Raw genomic sequence first — 20,109 nt, 5'->3', positions numbered from 1 at the left:
AAGCCCCGGACCAGAGTCCGAGGCCAGCCCTCACGTCACTCCCACTCGATGGTCCCCGGGGGCTTCGAGGTGACGTCGAGCACGACGCGATTGATGTCGCGCACCTCGTTGGTGATGCGGTTCGAGATCTTCGACAGCACGTCGTAGGGCAGACGTGTCCAGTCCGCGGTCATCGCGTCTTCGGACGAGACGGGGCGCAGCACGATCGGGTGCCCATACGTGCGGCCGTCGCCCTGCACGCCCACCGAGCGCACGTCGGCGAGCAGCACGACGGGGCACTGCCAGATCTCGCCGTCCAGCCCCGCGCGGGTCAGCTCTTCGCGGGCGATGGCGTCGGCATCACGCAGAATCTCGAGACGGTCAGCGGTGACCTCGCCGACGATCCGGATGCCGAGGCCGGGGCCCGGAAAGGGCTGGCGTGCGACGATCACCTCGGGCAGGCCCAGCTCGCGGCCGATCGCGCGCACCTCGTCTTTGAAGAGGGTGCGCAGCGGCTCGACGAGCTCGAACTGCAGGTCTTCGGGCAGGCCGCCCACGTTGTGGTGCGACTTGATGTTCGCGGTGCCGGTGCCGCCGCCCGACTCGACCACGTCGGGGTAGAGCGTGCCCTGCACGAGGAAGCGGATCGGCTCGCCGTCGGCCTCGGCCTCGGCGATGAGGGCCTTCTCGGCCGCTTCGAACGAGCGGATGAACTCGCGCCCGATGATCTTGCGCTTCTGCTCGGGGTCGCTGACGCCGGCCAGCGCGGTGAGGAACTGCTCACGGGCGTCGACGGTCACGAGGCGTACACCGGTCGAGGCGACATAGTCGGTCTCGACCTGCTCGCGCTCGTCCTTTCGGAGCAGCCCGTGGTCGACGAAGATGCAGACCAGCTGGTCGCCGACCGCCTTGTGCACGATCGCGGCCGCGACGGCGGAGTCGACGCCGCCCGAGAGCCCGCAGATCACCCGGCCGGTGCCGACCTGCGCCTGGATCTTCGCGACCTGCTCGGCGATGACGTTGCCGCTGTTCCAATCCGCGGGAAGGCCTGCGGCCTTGTGGAGGAAGTTCTCGATCACCCGCTGACCGTGGTCGGAGTGCTTCACCTCGGGATGCCACTGCACGCCGTAGAAGCGGCGCTCATCGCTTCCGAAGGCGGCGACGGGCGTCGCGGTGGTCGAGGCGAGCACCTCGAACCCCTCGGGCGCGCGCGACACCTGATCGCCGTGGCTCATCCACACGTTCTGCGCCACCGGCTGACCACCTAGCAGCACGCCGCCGTCACCCGTGACCGCGGCATCCGTCGCTCCGTATTCGCGAAGGCCCGTGTTGGCGACCTCGCCGCCGAGCGCCTGCGCCATGACCTGGAAGCCGTAGCAGATGCCGAGCGTGGGCACACCGAGATCGAACACGCCCGCGTCGAGCGCGGGAGCGCCCTCGTCGTACACCGAAGAGGGACCACCCGACAGGATGATGCCGACCGGATTCTTCGCCGCGATGTCGGCGGCGGACGAGGTGTGGGGCACGATCTCGCTGTAGACGCCCGCCTCACGCACCCGCCGTGCGATGAGCTGCGCGTACTGCGCGCCGAAGTCGACGACGAGGACGGGGCGCTGCACGGTATCGCTGGGCGATGCGGCGGTGTTCGGCTGTTCGGTCAACGCTGGTTCTCCGTGGGGATCGCGTGGGTGAGGGACGAGTGCTCGGCGCGCGAGTGCAGCTCTTCGTCTTCGCGCTGCTTCATGTACCCCTTGACGTCGCGTGCGACGCGGGCCTCCATGAAGAACGACAGCAGCGGCACGATGCCGCCCGCAGCGAGCATCGCGAGGCGCCAGAGATTCCAGCGCATCAGGCTCCAGATGCGGAAGCACGAGATCAGGTAGACGACGTAGAACCAGCCGTGGGCGACGAGGATGCCGAGCGAGAGGTTGATCCCGTCGCCGGTCGACTCGAGGCCCGATGCGGTCTCGACGACGGGCGCGAACCACAGGAAGCCACCGGATCCGCCGAGGAAGAGTTCGAGGTGCAGAGGCGTGTACTTCAGCACCATCTCGGCCACCAGGAGCAGCAGCATCGTGCCCGTGATGATCGAGCACACCTGGTAGAACTTCAGGGCTCCGCGGATCGCCGGAAAGGAAGCGAGCTTCGGGGCGCGGGGCATGGCGTCCAGTCTACCCGGGCGATTTCGCCCGGGAATCCGGCTCCGGGACGGCTCCGGGACGGCGCCCGGCCACGCACGGCCGCCGGGCGGAGACGAGGATCGCCCTCCCCGCGCAGCGCGAGGGAGGGCGATCATCGGGGTGGGTCAGCCGGCGTCGGGGCGCGCGACCTTGATCACCCCCGCCGGGTACCGGTCACGGGCCGACACGTACAGCGCGTGCGTGTTCGTGTCGATCGAGACGCCGTAGACCTTGTTGCCGAACGCATGCGCCGAGAGGCGCTCCACCAGGGAGAGATCGCTCGCACGGTAGACGGACACTCCGGAGTCGTCGAACGTGATGCTCTGGTGTCCGACCACCAGGGTGTCGGCCGCGGTGTCGACGGCGATCGAGCGGAAGTCGGCTCCGTCGACGTTCAGCGTGTCCAGGAGCGAGTAGTCCTCTCCGTCGTAGACGCGGATGCCCTGGGTCGAGCCGGTCGCATCGCTGTTGCTCACGTAGATGCGGTCGTCGGCCGCGTCGTAGGCGATGCCGTGCGTGCGCCACGCGCCGCCGTCCGCAGGCCCCTCGACCGTGCGGATGAGCTCACCCGTCGCGGCATCCCGGACGTCGAAGCCTGTGCCGCGCAGGGCGCCGAACACCCGCCCACCGGCGGAGTCGACATCCATGCCGCGCACGCCGCCCGAGAAGGCGAAGGGCCCTCTGACCTTCGCGCCGGTCTCGGCATCCATGACGACCCAGTTGTCACCGAAGGCGACGGTCAGCTCGTTCGTCGCGGCGTCGAACGCGATGTCTCGCAGCCCGTCCTCGACGGGGTCGAGCGTGGGCGCCGACAGGGTTCGCACGACCTTGTCTGTCTCAGGGTCGATGACGTGCACCCGCGCGGGACGCATCTCGTCGGCGAGGTACAGCAGGCCCGTGACGGGGTCGACCACCGAGCCGACCGGACGGATCTCGTCCGCTCCGTCGGGGGTCGCGGTCGGGATGGCCGTGAGCGCGGTCGCGGTGTAGGGCCCGTCCGACGGATCGGTGGGATCAACCGGATCGACCGGATCGACCGGGTCGACCGGCTCGCCCCCGTCGGTGCGGATGCTGACCGTCACGGCCTTCGCGGCGAGTTCTTCTCCGGGCGGGTTGAGGCGGAAGTCGCGGTTGGCGACGAAGACTCGCTCATGCTCCTCGTCCACGGCGATGCCGTACCCGTCCTTGCCGAACTCGGGCCCGACCTGGTCCACCAGCTGCGCACCCGAGGCGAGGGAATGCACCGAGAACCCGCCGCTGTCCGCGGCCGTTCCGGTGTAGCCCACATAGAGCAGACCCCGCTCGCTGTCGATGTCGACCTGGCGCGCACCTGCACGCACCTCCTTCTCCCACAGCAGACGGAATCCGTCGTTCGCCGCGAACGCCTGCAGATCGGGAGTACCCGCCACGCTCTGGAACTTGGTGGTCACGATGGTCCCCGTCGCCGGATCGGCCGCCACGTAGTACGCATCTGCGGTGCCTCTGATCACGCCGAGCGTCTCACCCGTCGACGCCCGGAACACCTCGACACCGCGAGCCGGAACCGCGACATACACGTAGTCGTTCACCGGGTCGACGTCGATCGACCGCTGCGACTCGATGATCGTGTACGGACCGCGCTTGACCTGACCGAAGTCCTCGTCCGCGATCGACACCACCACCCAGTTCCGGTTCTGCTGACCGACGTAGAGAAGCTTGTTCTCCTCGTCGATCCCGAGATCACGGATGTTCTCCGGCAGTGTCATCTCACGCAGCACGGTGTCGGTGTCCGGATCGATCTCGAACACCTTCCGGCTGTTCTGGTCGCCCAGATAAAGCACATCCCTGCCCTCGTCGTACGCCGCACCCGCCGGCAGAGCCGCCGTATGCGCCCCGCCCGCACTGTTCGGCATCACCGAATCGAGGTGTGCGAGGTGCTCGTACGCGAAGTCGCCGACCGGGTCCACCGGGTCGATGGGATCCACCGGGTCCGGCGGGACCTCGCAGCCCAGGCACGGCGAGGGGGTGCCGGGATCGATCACCTGCGGCTCGACGCCGTCGACGACGAGCTTCTGGCCATCCTTCTTGGTGATCGTGAACCCGTCGAGGAACGCGCCGTCGGCCGTCCGCGACTCGAAGCGCAGCGTCCCGTCGGCGATGTCGACGACCTGGTAGGTCTGCATCCCGGTCACGAGACGGCGCAGGTGCGCGTCGTTCTCGTTCCAGTGCCGCGGGCCCGCTTCGTAGAACTTCGAGCCGACGCTCGACGACACGTACACCGGGCCGGTGTGGCTCAGCTCGGGGTCCGCGCCCGCGGGCAGGTTCTGCTCGTTCGCATCGAGGTTGCCGCGGCCGTAGGCGTGGTCGTGCCCGGTGAGCACGAGGTCGACGTTGTGCTCCTCGAGGATCGGACCCCACGACTGGCGGATGCCGAGGTTGTTGCGTCCCTCGTCGAGCGAGTACACCGGGTGGTGGAAGTACACGACCGCCCACTCGCCGGGGTTGTCGGCGAGCACGGTGTCGAGCCACTCCGCCTGCACGGCGAGGCCTTCGGTGTCGACGATGTTGCTGTTGAGCGACACGAACCGCACGCCCTGGTGATCGGTGTAGTACACCGTGCCATCCAGTTCGTCGTATACGTCGCCCTCGCCCTGCGGGCCGTTGTCGGGATACGTGAACTGGTTCTGCCACTGCTCGGAGAGGCCGCCGTCGTACTCGTGGTTGCCGGGCGTCGTCAGGAACTGCTGCGTGCCGAGCGTGTACGAGAACGCGTCGTCGAGCTGCCCCCATTCGGCATCCGATTCCGCATCGTTGACCAGGTCGCCGATCTGCAGCACGAGGTCGGCATTGGGCCGGTCGCGGAACGCATTGCGCACGACGCGGGACGCATCGGAGTGGATGCCGTTCTGCACGTCGCCGAGATAGATGAACGAGAATCGCTCATCGCCCGCGGATGCGGTCTCGAAGTCCTGCCATTCGCTGAAGTTCGTGCCGTCGCCGACGCGGTACATGTACGCCACGCCCGGCTGCAGCCCGGTGATCTTCGCCGTATGCACCGCCTGGGTGTATCCGAGATCGGTCTGCTGCTCGACGCGATCCTCCGATGTCACCTTCTGCACCCCGCTCGGATAGGGAGTGGGCGTCAGCGAGCGGTACTCGACGATGCCCTCGGCGACCGACGTGGACGAGCGCCACGAGATCACCTGCTGCGTCGTCGGGTCCTCGCCCGGGGTGAGGGTGATCCGGTCGGGGATCCCCCGCGGTGCATACCGCTGGGTGTCGGGGACGGATGCCGCGTTCGCGGGACTCGCGACGAGTACGCCGCCCGTCACGGCGACGGCGAGAGCGATGCTCCCGGCGATCAGCCGCTGAGGTGTGCGATGACGAGCCATCGGTCAGGCTGCCTTTCGGTTTCGGAGGAGGGTTCGGGTGACGAGGACGCCGCCGCCGAGCGCGAGGGCTGCGCCGACGGAGATGAGCGCGAGCGGAAGCTCGCCGCCGGTGGCCGGCAGGGCGCCGGCGGGGGTGCCCGGGGCACGGGTCACGATGATGTCGACGCTGGCGCTCCGGCCCGACTCGAGACCGCGCACGATGATCGAGTGCTCGCCGGCGGCGGCATCCTGCGGGATGGTCACCGTGGAGCTCACGGCACCCGCGTCGGTCGCGGTGGACAGTGCCAGCGTGACGGGAGTGGAGTGCAGCTCGATCGCTACGCGTTCACCGCCGAGGAAGCCCGTGGCACCGATGGTGAGCTGGCCGCCCGGGGCGACCGAGGTGTCACTGAGGGTCAGGATCGGCTCGTCGGTTGCAGGGTCCGTCGGGTCCGTCGGATCGACCGGATCGACAGGGTCCACCGGATCGACCGGATCGACAGGGTCCACCGGATCGACCGGATCGACCGGATCGACCGGATCGACCGGATCCACGGGATCCACCGGGTCCACCGGATCCACCGGATCCACCGGATCCACCGGGTCCACGGGCAGCGCCGGCGGTGCGACACCCTCCCGGGTCGAGCCGGGACCGCCCGCCCAGGCGTCGGCATCCGTCACGATCTTGCCGTCGGCATCCTTCGTGATCGTGAAGGCGTCGAACAACGCGCCGTCGACGGTGCGCGCCTCGACGTGCATGCGGCCGTCTTCGGTCACGTCGACCGTCTGGAAGAGCTGGATGTCGCGGCCGACGACACGCAGGTTCGCGTCGTTCGCCGTCCAGTTGTTCGACTCCTCGGGGTCGGGGACGTACATCTTCGGCCCGGCGACGCTCACGAGGTACACGGGACCGGTGTGGCTGGTCGCGGCATCCGCGCCCTCGGGCAGGTTCTGCTCGTTCGCGATCAGGTTCCCGCGGCCGTACGCGTGATCGTGGCCCTGCACGACGAGGTCGACGTCGTACTTCTCGAAGACCGGGAGCCACGACTCGCGCAGCGTCGCGTTGTCGCGACCGCTGGTGACCGAGAAGACCGGGTGGTGGAAGGACACCACGGTCCAGTCGTTGGGGTTGTCGGCGAGGATGCCCTCGAGCCACGCCGTCTGGGCCGCGCGCGAGTCGGCGTTGAAGCCCTGCGTCGAATCGAGGCTGATGAAGCGCACACCCTGGTAGTCGACGTAATAGACCGTCTCGGTGAGCGACTCCTGGCCAACGGGCCCGTTGCGGGGGTACTCGAACTGCGCACCCCAATAGCGGGAGAGGTCGGGGCCGGGGTAGTACTCGTGGTTTCCGGTCGAGGCGATCACGTTGAGGTACTGGTTCGCGAACGCGGCGGCCTCGTGCCACTCGCCCCACTCCGCGTCGCTCGTCTCGGTGTCGATGAGGTCGCCGGCGTGGACGACGGCACGCGCGTAGGGGCGCGCCTCGAACGCGGCGCGGAAGGCGCGCGACGTGTAGGCCTTGTTGTCGTTCTGGGCGTCGCCCTGCACGAGGAAGCTGAAGCCGCCGACCTGGTCGGTCGCCGTGGTGAACTCGAGCCACTCGCTCCACGTCTCGCCGTCGCCGACGCGATAGACGTACACCGTGCCCGGCTCCAGGCCCTCGATGGTGGCCGAGTGATGCGCCACCGGGTAGCCGAGGTTGGCGTCGAACTGCACGCTGCTCGCAGCGGCGAGCGTCTGAGCGCCCGTGATCAGGCTGGGACCGCTGAGCGCCCACTGCACCTGAGGTGCGGTGACCGCATCGGAAGTGCGCCATGTCACGGACTGGCTCGTCGTCGGCGACACGGTCGGCGTGAGGATCACGCGATCGGGAACGGCGGTGGGCTTGTGGATCGTGACGGGGTCGACGGCGGGCGGGGCGAGGCCACCGCCGGCGGCGACCGCGACTCCTCCTGCCATGCTGCTCAGACCGATGGTCGCGGCAAGGAAACCTGCCGTGATCAATGCGGGACGTCCGATTCGGGGCACGCGGGATCACCTCTCGAGAGAGCCGCTTCGGGTGCGGCTCGGTCAGCGCACATGGCGCAGGCCCGCCAGTGCGGCGGGCCCGAGGAAGAGTCTGTCGACGCATCGGAGTGGGATCGGCGGGTTCGCCGGGACTTCGCCGACTGTTCAGATCGTCCGCTGAAGTTCCCTCACCCGACGTGCTGCGGAGCGGGGGGCGACCACTCTCGGACGGGGTGCGGACACCATCCGTTCACGTTCCCCTGAAAAAGATTCAGGTGAATGGAGTTTCACGCCCGGGTCCAACAAGTCCGACCCGTCGGACGATCGGTTCAGGGCGCTTCGGCCGCGGCGTCCTCGAAGTCCTCGAGCTCCTTCTCCCACGCGTCACGGGCGAGGCGGTACCAGAGGTAGAACGCGAAGCCGGCGAACACCGCCCACTCGGCGGCGTAGAAGATGTTGAGCCAGTTGACGTTCGAGCGCTCGTCCGGTGCGGGCGACGAGATCGCGGAGAGGCCGCCGAACGGCGCCGTGGACGCGATGTACGGACGATACACGTCGAGGCGATCCACGTCGTGCCAGCGCCCCAGGAGCGCGGCGGGCGACATCCGCGTCATGGTCTGCGGATCCGCAGAGGAGCGTGGGAGAACAGGACCCTCGTCGGAGATGAGCCTGCCGGTCACATCGACCACCTCGGGCCGCGTGCCGCTCGACTCGGCCTCGAGCCGGTCCACGGCCTCCAGAGCCTCGGCCTCACTCGCAGCCCAGCCGAGCGCGACGGCCACCGATGTCGGCGTCTCGGTCGTGTCGAGGCGCAGCTGACCGGTCACCCAATACCCCTCGACGCCGTCGTTGTACCGCGACTCGACGAGCAGGAAATCTCCGGGCACCCATGTGCCCGTGGTCTCGACGCGCTGGCCCACGGCCGGCTCGGAGAGGTACTCGCCCGGAGCGGCGACATCGACGAGCGGCTGTACCACTTCGGTCGCGCCCGCCACCGGCGGATCGGTGTCGATCGCCCGACCCAGCTGCCATTGGCCCAGCCACGCGAAGACCGCCGCCACCGCCAGGCACAGGAGAAGCAGACCGATCCACTGCGGCCGCAGCATGACCTCGCGCAGCGTGGGCGGGAACGCCTCGACCGGTGGTGCGGACCCTGCGGCCGCGCCGGATTCCGGGCCCTGCGAGGGCTCGGCGCCTGTCGAGGGGTCGGTCACAGCTCGCGTCATCCGGCGGCGTACGGCGCGACGACGACCTCTACCCGCTGGAACTCCTTGAGGTCGGAGTACCCGGTGGTGGCCATCGACTTGCGGAGGGCGCCGATCAGGTTGGCCGTGCCGTCCGCGACGGGCGCGGGACCGTAGAGGATCTCTTCGAGCGAACCGACCTGATCGACCTTGACGCGGCGACCGCGGGGCAGCTTCGGGTGGTGGGCCTCGGGGCCCCAGTGGAAGCCCTTGCCGGGCGCATCCGTCGCGCGTGCGAGGGCGACGCCGAGCATGACCGCATCGGCACCCATCGCCAGCGCCTTGACGATGTCGCCCGAGGTGCCCACCCCGCCGTCCGCGATGACGTGGACGTAGCGCCCGCCCGACTCGTCGAGGTAGTCGCGGCGTGCGCCGGCGACATCGGCGACGGCCGTCGCCATGGGCGCGTGCAGGCCCAGGGTGGCACGCGTCGTCGACGCCGCTCCCCCGCCGAACCCGACGAGCACGCCCGCGGCTCCGGTGCGCATGAGGTGCAGCGCCGCGGTGTAGGTGGCGGCGCCGCCCACGATGACCGGAACATCGAGGTCGTAGATGAACTTCTTCAGGTTGAGGGGCTCGTCGACGCTCGAGACGTGCTCGGCAGAGACCGTGGTGCCGCGGATCACGAACAGGTCGACGCCGGCGGCGACGACCGTCTCGTAGAGCTCCTGCGTGCGCTGAGGCGTGAGGGAGCCGGCGACCGTGACACCGGCCGCGCGGATCTCGGCGAGCCGGTCGCGCACGAGCTCGGGCTTGATCGGCTCGGCGTACAGCTCCTGCATGCGGCGGGTCGCGGCGGCCTTCTCGAGGCCCGCGATCTCGGCGAGCAGCGGAGCCGCATCGTCGTAGCGCGTCCAGAGGCCCTCGAGATCGAGGACGCCCAAGCCGCCCAGCTGGCCGAGCATGATCGCGGTCTGCGGGCTCACGACGGAGTCCATCGGGGCGCCCAGCACCGGAATGTCGAAGCTGAACGCATCGATCGTCCAGGTCGTCGAGACATCCTCGGGGTTGCGCGTGCGCCGCGAGGGCACCACCGCGATGTCGTCGAACGTGTAGGCGCGACGCGCGCGCTTGGCGCGACCGAGTTCGATGTCCATGCTCACCAGGCCAGCCTACCCGGCGGGGTTCGCACCGCCCCTCCCGACCGCGCGCGCGGTCGGGAGGGGTGGGGGACGGATGCCGCGGGCCCGCGGCATCCGCTCGCTACCGTTCCCGCGCGACGCGGGTCTCATCCCACACGGGAGCATCGGACTCGAAGACACGACCGTCAGAGCCGAAGACCACGAACCGGTCGAAGGACTTCGCCAGCCAGCGGTCGTGCGTCACCGCGAGGACGGTGCCCTCGAACCGGGCGAGCGCCTCCTGCAGCGCCTCGGCCGATACCAGGTCGAGGTTGTCGGTGGGCTCGTCGAGCAGGAGCAGCGTCGCCCCCGACAGCTCGAGCAGGAGGATCTGGAATCGCGCCTGCTGCCCGCCCGACAGGCTGTCGAAGTCCTGCTCGGCCTGGGCGACGAGACCGTAGCGGTCCAGGGCGCTGCTCGCGGCATCCCGAGGCATCCCCGCGCGCGCGTCCTCGCCGCGGTGCAGGATGTCCAGCAGCGTACGACCGGCGAACTCGGGATGCTTGTGCGTCTGCGCGAACCAGCCCGGCACGACACGCGCACCGAGGATCCCGCGACCGACGTGGGCGACGGGCGCGAGTCCGGCGCCGGTCGTGGTGACGTGCCCGAGGCGCGAGTCGGGATCGGTGCCGCCGCGGGCGAGGAGTCGGAGGAAATGCGACTTGCCCGACCCGTTCGACCCGAGCACCGCGACCCGGTCGCCGAACCACACCTCGAGGTCGAACGGCTTCATCAGCCCGGTGAGCTCGAGCCGCTCGGCGACGACCGAGCGCCGCCCGGTGCGGGCGCCGCGCAGGCGCACGTCGAGGTCCTGCTCCTTCGGACGCTCGAGCGGAGGCCCCGCCTCCTCGAAGAACCGCAGCCGGGTCTGCGCGGCACGGTACCGCGACGCGAACCCGTCGTTCGCGGCGGCCTTGACCTTCATATCGGCCACCAGCGCCTTGAGCTTCGCGTGCTGCTCATCCCAGCGGCGGCGCAGTTCGTCGAGGCGCTCCATCCGCTCCGCCCGAGCCCGGTGATAGGTGCCGAAGCCTCCGCCGTGCACCCACGCGGTGCTGCCGGCCCCGCCCGCCTCGAGTGTGACGATGCGGTCCGCGGCCCGCGCGAGCAGCTCCCGGTCGTGCGAGACGAGCAGAACGGTCTTGGCCGTCCCGCGCAGGCGCTCCTCGAGCCACCGCTTGCCGGGGACGTCGAGGTAGTTGTCGGGCTCGTCCAGCAGCAGCACCTGATCGGGTCCGCGCAGCAGTGCCTCGAGCGCGAGCCTCTTCTGCTCACCACCCGACAACGTGGTGAGCTCGCGGAAGCGCGCACGCGCGAACGGGATGCCGAGGGCCGCCGTCGTACACGTGTCCCAGACCGTCTCGTACTCGTAGCCGCCGGCCTCGGCGTAGTCGGCGAGGGCGCCGGCGTACCGCATCTGCGTGTCGAGGTCGTCGAGCTCGATGATCGCGGCCTCGGCGTCTTCCAGCTCGCGGGCGGCGCGGCCCACGCGGTCGGGCGCGACGGCGATCAGCAGGTCGTGAACGCTCTGGCCCGGTTCACCGTGGCCGACGAACTGGTCCATCACACCGAGGCCGCCGTCGATCGACACCACTCCCGACAGCGCCGGGGCCTCCCCGCGGATGATGCGCAGCAGCGTGGTCTTGCCGGCGCCGTTCTGACCGATGAGCGCGGTCGTCGAGCCTTCGCCGACACGGAACGAGACGTCGTCCAGAAGCGGCCTGCCGTCCGGCAGCGCATACGAGACGGCGGCGATGTCGATGTACCCCACGGTGTTCCTGTCTGCTCCGTGCGGCATCCATCGCCGTTCGGGGAGCCGACCAGCTTATCTGCTCACGCGCGTTTCGTCCCGCCGCCCTCAGGCACCGGGATACACCACATCCGCGACGAGACACCACCGCCACCACGGTGTCTCGTCGCGAATGCGGTGTATCCACTGCGCGCTCGCGGCTCGTCACCGACGCGGTGCATCCGCTGCGCGCTCGCGGTCTCGTCACCGACGCGGTGCATCCGAGGATCCACCCGCCGAGGACGAAGAGGTCACGCTGCGGCGTAGCGGCCCGACTTGATCGCGCGCTCGCGGGCCTTGGCCGCCTCGACCTCGCGGTTCTTCGGCGGTGCGACGGCGACGAGGTCGTCGAGCAGGTGCTGGGTGATGTGGGCGATCTCGTGGACGGCGCGGTCGAAGGCCTCTTGGTTCGCCTTCGACGGCTTCGTCGTGCCCGCGATCTTGCGCACGTACTGGAGCGCTGCGGCGTCGACCTCGTCAGAGGTGGCGGCGGGCTCGAAGTTGTGGAGCGTGTGGATGTTCCGGCACATGCCCAAGACGATACGCCGGGGCGCCGACGGACGGAACCGTCGGATCACCGGTGTCACCAGCGCTCGGTGCCCCGCGGAACCAGGTCGAGGATATGGGGCATCTCGGTGGGGAAGCACGAGCGGAAAAGCTCGGTGATCTGCGGATCCGAGCCGTAGTCGTCGACGAGGCGCAGACCGATCATCGTGCTGATGAGCATGCCCTCGGCCATGAACACCCGGGCCTCGTCGGCTCCGAGCCCCAGCTCGTCGCGGAAGAAGCGCCACACCGCGGCGAACCCCCGGCGCGCGGCCGGGCCGATGACGGGATGGCTCCCCATCAGATACGCGTTGGCGAGTGTCTGATGCAGTCCCCGCACCTCGAGCAGGTCGACGTAGGCCTGGCCGATGCGCTTGCCGGCCGGCCGCTCGGGGTCGTCGGCGGCGAGCGCGGCACGGAAGCCCGCCAGCATCCGCGACAGGGCGTCGTCGATGGTCGCGAGGTAGAGATTCTCCTTCGACCCGAACAGGCGCACGACGTAGGGCTGGCTCACTCCGGCCGCGCGCGCGACCTCATCGGTCGTCGCGCCCTCGTACCCGCGGGCGCCGAAGACGGCGAGCGCCGCGACGAGGATCTGCCGCCGCCGTTCGTCCGACGACAGGCGCTTGACGGGATCGGCAGCGGCTTCGTCGACGGCGACGTCGGCTCGCGGAGTGGTCATGTCGAAAGGTTATCAGCGAATGACTTGACTTTGTAATCAGTCGATTACTACATTGATCCTCGTAAGTAATCATCCAATTACTACCGGAGACCTCATGACCATCGAATCCCCCGCCTCGACGGCCGACGTCGACGCCCTCGCCGGCGGACGCGCGCCGCGCCGGCCTCGCCCCTTCGCGCTCATCGTCGCCGCGGCATCGCTCCCCATGTTCATGGCGACGCTCGACAACCTCGTGATGACCAACGCTCTGCCGGTGCTGCACTCCGAGATGGGAGCGAGCGTCGAAGAGCTGCAGTGGTTCGTCAACGCCTACACGCTCGCCTTCGCAGGCGCCATCCTCGTCGCATCGGCACTCGGCGACCGGTTCGGGCGTCGCACGGTGTTCGCGATCGGCATCGCCGTGTTCGGCATCGGATCGGCCCTCGCCGCTCTCAGCACCGACCCGGGCCAGCTCATCGCCGCCCGTGCACTGCAGGGCATCGGCGGCGCCGGAGTGCTGCCGCTGTCGCTCGCACTGCTGAGCGGTGGCGTCTCGCCGGCGCGGAGACCTCTGGCTATCGGCATCTGGGGCGGCGTCTCGGGTCTCGGCGTCGCGGTCGGCCCGCTCATCGGCGGGGCGATCATGGAGGGCTGGAACTGGCAGGCGATCTTCTGGATCAACGTGCCGGTCGCGATCATCGCCATCCCGCTCGCACTCCTCGTGCTGAACAACGACTTCGGCGCGCGCCAGCGCATCGACGTTCCCGGTGCGGTCCTGGCAGCCGCCGGCGTCCTCGCCCTGGTGCACGCGATCGTGCGCGGCAACGACGACGGCTGGGATTCCCTCGGGGTCATCGCCGAGATCGCGATCGGCGTCGCGCTGCTCGCCGTCTTCCTCGTCTGGCAGACCCGGTCCAAGGCGCCGCTCGTGCCGCTGCGGCTCTTCCGCGACCGCTCCTTCTCGGTGACGAACGTCATCGGCTTCGCGTTCAGCTTCGGCACGTTCGGCGCGGTGTTCATCCTCATCCAGTACCTGCAGGTCGTGCAGGGCTCGTCACCGCTCGAGGCCGCCGTGCAGACGACTCCCTGGACCCTCGCGCCGATGATCATCGCGCCGATCGCGGGCATGCTCGCCCCTCGCATCGGAACGCGCGTGCTCATGGTGACGGGACTCGGCCTGCAGGCTGTCGCCCTCACCTGGATCGCCGCCGTGATGTCGACCGACCTCGACTACCCCGCACTCATCGCGCCGTTCATCATGGCCGGCGTCGGAATGGCGCTCGTATTCGCCCCGTCGGCCACCGCTCTGCTGGCGACGCTGGGACTGATCGACCACGCCAAGGCGTCCGGTGTCAACTCGACGGTGCGCGAACTGGGGGTGGCCCTGGGCACCGCCGTGATGACCGCGATCTTCGTGAGCGCCGGGGGCGAGCTGCTCCCCGACCAGTACGTCGATGCCGCGCGCCCGGCCGTGTTCACCGGAGCTGCGGTGCTCTTCATCGCGACGGTGGTCGCGTTGTGGCTTCCTGCCGGACGGTCGACGACGGATGCCGCAGCCCCGACGAACGCGGCGAGCTCCGACGCCGACCTCGCGATGCGCCCCTGATCCCCACCTCACCCCGTGTTCACTTCATGTGCTCTCGCCGACAACACACGCACCGCGCGCTAGCAGCGCGTGCGCTCGGTGAGAGCACACGATGTGGACCATCCCGGAGGGCGGCTGAGCGGCATTCGTGCCGGTCAGTCGCCCTTTCCGCGCAGCACGCGGGTGAGCACGCCGTCCAGCAGGAACAGCACGAACGCGATCGATCCGACGAACGGCGCCAGGATCACGACCAGGCCGGCGATGATCATCGCGCTGAGCGATGCGCGCCCGTAGGCGGCGGTATCGGCCGCCGACAGCTCGGGGAGCATCACCTCGCGGTTCCTCGCCGCCCACTGCCACTGCACCCAGCTGAACAGGATGGCGAGGAAGAACGTCACCGGCATCACCAGGCGTCCCGCCAGGAACTCCGAGTACTCGGTGGTGAGGCCGGTGGCGAACGGCACGAGGACGACGAACAGGAGCCGTGCGTTGTTGAGCCAGGTCAGCGCCGAGTCCACGCGCGCGACGTGCTCGAACTGCTGCACGTGCACCATCCACAGAAGGCACAGCAGGACGAAGCTCAGCGCGAAGTTGATGAACAGCTGCCCCATGCCGCCGAGCGCGGCCCACAGTTCGGCGTCGCTCGACACCTCGCCCAGCGAGTGCTCGGTGAGATCGAGCACGAGCAGCGTCGCGGCGATCGCGAAGACGCCGTCGGTGAACGCTTCGAGGCGAACGGTGCGCTGCGTTGCCGCCGGGTGCCGTCTCTGCCGGATCATATGCACACAGTAGCGATGCCGGCGATCGCGAGCCGAGCGGATGCCGCGCCCCGACGGGCAGGGACGCTCGCGCGCACCGCCGCCCACGCCGCGTGCGCGCTCCGCGCTACAGGCGGGCGCCCGCCGCGACGGCGTCGGCGGAGCGCTGGTTGGCGATCGCCTCGGCATCGGAGTCGTCGGGCGCGGCGGGCTCGCCGAGGCTGAGCATGAGGCGATTGGCCCACGCGAAGAACGCAGTGGACTCGATGAGGTCCTGCACGTCGGCGCGTGAGAACCCGACACCCACCAGCGCGCGCACGTGGTGCGCTCCGAAGCGCGGCGGCGACGCGGTGAGCGCCGCGGCGGCATCCACGATCGCGCGCCAGCGCGGCTCGAATTCGGCCTCGACTCCCTCTTCGAGGAGCCGCAGGACAGCATCCTCCTGCGTGGTGAAGGTCACCGTGAAGCGCGAGTGCACGCTCGTGCACAGCTCGCAGCCGTTGAGCCGCGAAGCCACGGTCGCCGCCAGTTCGCGCTCGCCACGAGGCAGTCCGGGGCGACCGAGGAAGATCGCCCGATCCAGCGCGGTGCGGGTGGCGAGGGCGTCCGGGTGCCATGCCAGCAGCCGGAAGTACGGCGAGTCCGGCCACACGCTGGTCTCGTACGCGGCGATCTGCGCGGGTGATCCGGTGCGGGGGCCGACCGGCTCGATCCACGCGTGCCAGGCGCGCTCGGCAGTGGTGAACCGTGTGCTCACGGGGCAGCCTCCTCGAAGACGTCGTCGAGCACGCGCAGTCCCTGCGCGACCCGCACCTGATAGCTGACGAAACCGACGATCTGCCCGATCACGACGATCTCCGCGGGCGACCAGCCGGCCACCACGAGTCCGTTCAGATCGTCGGCGGTCGCTGCGGCGGGGCTGCCCACGAGAAGCTCGGCATATCGCAGCGCGGCACGCGTGCGACGGGTGGCCCGCACTCCGGCCTCGCCGTCCGGGCCGTCTTCGACGAGAGCCACGGCATCCGTCACGTCCGCGCCGTCGAGATAGAACTCTGCGGCCGGGCCGTCCCCCTCCAGCCGGGCGGCACGCGCCGCCACGAGGTGGCGGAACCCGCGGTCGACGCCCGGGACCGGATCGTCGGCGCCTACGTCGAAGAGCGCGTGATACGCCGCCTGCGCGGCATCCCGCACCGTCGGCCGATGATCGCGCGGGGCGTCGGAGCCGACCTCGGCGATGGTCAGGAGCACATCGGTCATGCTCGTCCTTCCTGCGGCGCCGAGGCGCCTGCGATGTCGTCGTGGGAGCTCACGCGGCGCGCGAGCTCGAGGGGATCCGCGGCCTGATCGCCCGCGCGCCCGAGATACGCCTCGCGCACACCCGGGTTCGCGAGCAGCTCGGCCGCCGTTCCCTGCACCGCGATGCGGCCGGTGCGCAGCACATAGCCGCTGTCGGCCACGCTCAGCGCGAGCTCGGCGTTCTGCTCGACCATGAAGACGCTCACGCCGAGGTCGCGATTGATCGTCGCGATGTGCTCGAGCACGCGCTCGACGATGATCGGGGCGAGTCCCATCGTGGGTTCGTCCATGCAGATCAGGCGCGGCCGGCTCATCAGGGCGCGACCGAAGGCGAGCATCTGCTGCTCGCCGCCCGACATCGTGCCCGCGTGCTGACGCTTGCGCTCCGCAAGCCGGGGAAAGAAGTCGTAGACCTCCGCCAGGGTGCGACGGATGCCGGAATCGCGGCGCACGTGCGCCCCGGTGAGCAGATTGTCCTCCACCGTCATGTCAGGGAAGACCCGGCGGGCCTCCGGGACGGAGGCGATGCCCGCGCGCACCCGCCGGGGAGTGCTCCAGTTCGTGATGTCCTGACCGTCGAAGAGCACGCGTCCCGACACCGGCCGCACGAGCCCGAGGATCGTCTTCATGGTCGTGGACTTGCCCGAGGCGTTGCCGCCGAGCAGCGACACGATGTGTCCGGCGGCGAGCTCGAGCGAGACGTCCTCGAGAGCGGGGCTCACTCCGTAGGTGACGGTGACGTCCTCGAAGGCGAGAAGAGCGGTCATGGCTTCGTCCCTTCTGCGAAGGCCTTGCCGAGATAGGCCTCGATGACCCGGGGATCACGGCTCACCTCGTCGGGCGCGCCCTGCGCGATGAGATGACCGTCATCCAGCACGAGCACGCGATCCGACAGCGTCATCACGAGGTCGAGCTTGTGCTCGACCAGAAGGATGGTCTGACCGGCCGCCTTCAGCTCCAGCAGCTGCTGGAGCACTTCGGCCGTCTCGGTCTGGTTCATCCCCGCCGTCGGCTCATCGAGCACCAGCAGGCGCGGCGAGGAGATGAGTGCCCGAGCGATCTCGGTGCGACGCCGGTTCGCGTACGAGAGCGAGTACGCGTACTGGTCGCGGCGCGGTGCGAGGCGGGTTCCGAATCGCGCGAGCTCTGCACCGACGCGTTCCGCATCGGCGGCATCCTGTCGCCTGCGCTTCGCGCCGGGCAGCAGCGCGGTGAACGTCTCGGCGAGGAGCGGAAGCCATCGCACGCCCGGGATGCCGCGCAGCGACGACAGCGGCCGCCCCACCGTCTGCACCGACTCGAGACCGATGAGCACGTTCTCGGCGACCGTCAGATTGCCGATCACGCGGCCGTTCTGGAACGTGCGCGTCAGACCGAGATGGGCGATGCGGTACGGCTTGCTGCCGGTGATCCGGCGACCCTCGAGTTCGACGGTGCCTGCCGAGGGACGCAGCACCCCGCTGATGATGTTGAGCGTGGTGGTCTTGCCGCTGCCGTTCGGGCCGATGATCGACACGACTTCGCCCGGCTGGATGTCGAGCGACACGTCGTCGACGACCGTGAGACCGCCGAACTGCTTGCGCAGGCCCGAGACGCGAAGGAGCGGCTCGCTCACGACACCACCTCCTCGCGCACGGCGGTCGCTTCTCGGCCGGTGTCGGATCCTCCGCCGCCGCGAGGCCCGCGGACGATGCGTCCCCACGCCCGGGCCAGCGGGTCGGAGTGAGCCCACAGTCCCTGCGGGCGCCACAGGATGAGCACCAGCAGCAGCACCCCGTAGAAGAGCAGCCGCCAGTCCGCGAAGGCACGGAAGAACTCGGGGATGCCCACCAGGATCACCGCACCGACCACTGCACCCATCGGCGCGCGCAGGCCGCCGAGGATCGCGATGGTGACCGCGAGCACAGACAGCGAGATGCCGAACTGACTCGGTTCGAGGTAGGTCACCTGCGAGGCGTAGAGTGCGCCCGCGAATCCGGCGATCACCGAGCCGAGTCCGAACGCCAGCGACTTGTACGCGGCGGGATGGATGCCGGAGGACGCGGCCGCGACTTCGTCCTCGCGCACCGCCGCCCAGGTGCGGCCGAGATGCGACGAACCGAGACGGGCGACGATCACGAGCGCGACCACGAGCACCGCGAACGTGAGCAGGTACATGCCGATGGCCGACGAGACGGGCGCACCGAAGAACGTGGGGCGCGGGATGCCGTAGATCCCGCGCGCGCCGTTGGTGATGTCCTGCAGGTTGAGGGCCAGGGCGGCGATGAAGGCGCCCGTCGCGAGGGTCGCCATCGAGACGTAGTGCCCGCGAAGCCGCCAGGTCGGCGCGGTGAGCAGCACGCTGAAGATCGCCGCCACGAGACCCGCTGCGACGAAGCTCGCCCAGAAGTCCCAGCCACCCTTCGTCACGAGCAGCGCGGAGGTGTACGCGCCGATAGCGAGAGCGCCTGCCTGGCCGAGCACGATCTGTCCGGCGAATCCGCCCGCGATGGTGACCGACAGCGCGAACAGCGCGTAGATCCACACCAGCGCACCCGTACGCAGCACGTAGTCCCCCACGACGAGGGGAAGCAGAGCCCCGGCGGCGATCAGACCGACCGCCACCCAGCGGTTCAGGCGCAGCGGCTTGCCCGCGCCGAAGAACGTTCCGGTCATGGGCTCGCTCGCGACCACCGGGACGCGGCCGAGGATGCCGCCAGGGCGAACCCACAGCACCAGGATCAGCGCGCCGAAGGTGATGAGCTGGCGGACCGAATCGCCCCACAGTGCGACGCCGAACGCTTCGGCGACACCGAGGATGAGTCCGCCGACGATCGCGCCCGGCAGCGATCCCAGGCCACCGATCGTCGCCGCAGCGAACGCCTGCACGCCGGCGGTGAAGCCCATGGTGGGTGCGACGTTCGAGAAGTACATGCCGACGAGCACGCCTGCCACCCCGCCGAGCGCCGACGCGATGACGAACGAGATCGCCTGGACGCGGTCGACCGGGATGCCCATCTGCGCCGCCGCGTCGCGGTCCTGCGACGTGGCGCGGATGGCGCGGCCGATCCTGGTGCGCGCGAGCACCCATGCCAGCACGGTCACGCACACCACCGCGACGCCGATGATGACGAGCGCGATGGTACCGAAGCGGAAGCCGAACAGCTCGAAGTTGCTCCGCTCCAGCAGCGACGGGAAGCGTCGCGTCTCGGCGCCGAAGACGCGCTGCGAGGTGTTGTCGAGGATGATGCCGACGGCGAACGTCGCGAGCAGCACCGCGATGCCGGGTGCCGCCCGCAGCGGCCGCACCGCCACCACGAAGATCAGCCACCCGAGAAGGCTGGTGAAGACGATGACGCCGACGAGCACGGCCCACAGCGGCCACGCCAGCACCGCGGCGAGGAACCAGCCCATCATGGCGCCGGCGGCGAAGACCGATCCGGCGGCGAAGTTGACGATGTTCGAGACGCCGAAAACCAGCGAGACGCCGACCGCGAGCAGCGCGTAGGTGCTGCCGCTCACGATGCCGGCGAGGAGGATGTCCACAGTCGTTCCCTCTCGTGCCGATGTCCGGGCACCCGATGCGGGTGCCCGGACAGGGCGTGGATGTCAGT

General features: G+C 69.7%; 16 protein-coding genes. 1 reads left to right on the top strand and 15 read right to left on the bottom strand.

Annotation, left to right across the window (positions count from 1 at the left end):
• Window positions 1-35: 35 nt before the first annotated feature.
• The 9 genes from guaA to KEC57_RS17135 all read right to left on the bottom strand — a co-directional run bounded on the left by guaA (window position 36) and on the right by KEC57_RS17135 (window position 12,898).
• Window positions 36-1,640 carry a glutamine-hydrolyzing GMP synthase gene (gene guaA, locus KEC57_RS17175; protein WP_229385919.1) on the bottom strand — a complete coding sequence of 535 codons (1,605 nt, stop codon included), beginning with the start codon at window positions 1,638-1,640 and terminating at the stop codon, window positions 36-38.
• Entirely contained in the window at window positions 1,637-2,140 is a 504-nt protein-coding gene (locus KEC57_RS17170) for a DUF3817 domain-containing protein (RefSeq protein ID WP_229385918.1), read from the bottom strand. Before KEC57_RS17170 ends, guaA begins: the two co-directional genes overlap by 4 nt.
• Before the next feature lie 144 nt (window positions 2,141-2,284).
• On the bottom strand, window positions 2,285-5,530 hold the full coding sequence (locus KEC57_RS17165; RefSeq protein ID WP_229385917.1) for a metallophosphoesterase: 3,246 nt from the start codon (window positions 5,528-5,530) through the stop codon (window positions 2,285-2,287).
• A gap of 3 nt (window positions 5,531-5,533) precedes the next feature.
• Complete coding sequence (locus tag KEC57_RS17160; protein WP_229385916.1) at window positions 5,534-7,537, bottom strand: purple acid phosphatase family protein; 2,004 nt, start codon at window positions 7,535-7,537, stop codon at window positions 5,534-5,536.
• 308 nt (window positions 7,538-7,845) lie between these two features.
• Complete coding sequence (locus KEC57_RS17155; RefSeq protein ID WP_229386005.1) at window positions 7,846-8,622, bottom strand: SURF1 family cytochrome oxidase biogenesis protein; 777 nt, start codon at window positions 8,620-8,622, stop codon at window positions 7,846-7,848.
• A gap of 116 nt (window positions 8,623-8,738) precedes the next feature.
• Window positions 8,739-9,857 (bottom strand): GuaB3 family IMP dehydrogenase-related protein, encoded by a 1,119-nt coding sequence (locus KEC57_RS17150; protein WP_229386004.1) that lies wholly within the window; start codon window positions 9,855-9,857, stop codon window positions 8,739-8,741.
• 106 nt (window positions 9,858-9,963) lie between these two features.
• A complete protein-coding gene (locus tag KEC57_RS17145; protein ID WP_229385915.1) occupies window positions 9,964-11,652 on the bottom strand; it encodes an ABC-F family ATP-binding cassette domain-containing protein in 1,689 nt (562 codons plus the stop codon).
• A gap of 269 nt (window positions 11,653-11,921) precedes the next feature.
• Complete coding sequence (locus KEC57_RS17140) at window positions 11,922-12,200, bottom strand: DUF2277 domain-containing protein (RefSeq protein WP_229385914.1); 279 nt, start codon at window positions 12,198-12,200, stop codon at window positions 11,922-11,924.
• 53 nt (window positions 12,201-12,253) lie between these two features.
• Window positions 12,254-12,898: a TetR/AcrR family transcriptional regulator gene (locus tag KEC57_RS17135; RefSeq protein WP_229385913.1), complete on the bottom strand. Its 645-nt coding sequence runs from the start codon at window positions 12,896-12,898 to the stop codon at window positions 12,254-12,256.
• A gap of 94 nt (window positions 12,899-12,992) precedes the next feature.
• On the opposite strand from KEC57_RS17135, the gene KEC57_RS17130 reads away from it, so the two are divergent.
• Window positions 12,993-14,483 (top strand): MFS transporter, encoded by a 1,491-nt coding sequence (locus tag KEC57_RS17130; RefSeq protein ID WP_229385912.1) that lies wholly within the window; start codon window positions 12,993-12,995, stop codon window positions 14,481-14,483.
• Window positions 14,484-14,617: 134 nt separating this feature from the next.
• Here KEC57_RS17130 and KEC57_RS17125 read toward each other — a convergent pair whose 3' ends face one another.
• From KEC57_RS17125 to KEC57_RS19145, 6 genes are all read right to left on the bottom strand, one after another.
• Window positions 14,618-15,241 (bottom strand): TMEM175 family protein, encoded by a 624-nt coding sequence (locus tag KEC57_RS17125; protein ID WP_229385911.1) that lies wholly within the window; start codon window positions 15,239-15,241, stop codon window positions 14,618-14,620.
• Window positions 15,242-15,347: 106 nt separating this feature from the next.
• Window positions 15,348-15,977: a peroxidase-related enzyme gene (locus tag KEC57_RS17120; RefSeq protein WP_229385910.1), complete on the bottom strand. Its 630-nt coding sequence runs from the start codon at window positions 15,975-15,977 to the stop codon at window positions 15,348-15,350.
• Window positions 15,974-16,477, bottom strand: a complete 504-nt coding sequence (locus KEC57_RS17115; RefSeq protein WP_229385909.1) for a carboxymuconolactone decarboxylase family protein — start codon at window positions 16,475-16,477, stop codon at window positions 15,974-15,976. Before KEC57_RS17115 ends, KEC57_RS17120 begins: the two co-directional genes overlap by 4 nt.
• On the bottom strand, window positions 16,474-17,283 hold the full coding sequence (locus tag KEC57_RS17110) for an ABC transporter ATP-binding protein (RefSeq protein WP_229385908.1): 810 nt from the start codon (window positions 17,281-17,283) through the stop codon (window positions 16,474-16,476). The genes KEC57_RS17115 and KEC57_RS17110 overlap by 4 nt, the downstream gene beginning before the upstream one ends.
• Window positions 17,280-18,131, bottom strand: coding sequence for an ABC transporter ATP-binding protein (locus tag KEC57_RS17105; protein WP_229385907.1), 852 nt, complete (start codon window positions 18,129-18,131; stop codon window positions 17,280-17,282). The genes KEC57_RS17110 and KEC57_RS17105 overlap by 4 nt, the downstream gene beginning before the upstream one ends.
• Entirely contained in the window at window positions 18,128-20,041 is a 1,914-nt protein-coding gene (locus tag KEC57_RS19145) for an ABC transporter permease (protein ID WP_229385906.1), read from the bottom strand. The genes KEC57_RS17105 and KEC57_RS19145 overlap by 4 nt, the downstream gene beginning before the upstream one ends.
• Window positions 20,042-20,109 lie beyond the last annotated feature (68 nt).

The sequence above is a fragment of the Microbacterium allomyrinae genome, from assembly GCF_020682705.1.
GTDB classification, from domain to species: Bacteria; Actinomycetota; Actinomycetes; order Actinomycetales; family Microbacteriaceae; genus Microbacterium; species Microbacterium allomyrinae.
Note: the sequence above shows the minus strand (reverse complement) of the source record. Positions and strands in the feature narration are given on the sequence as shown.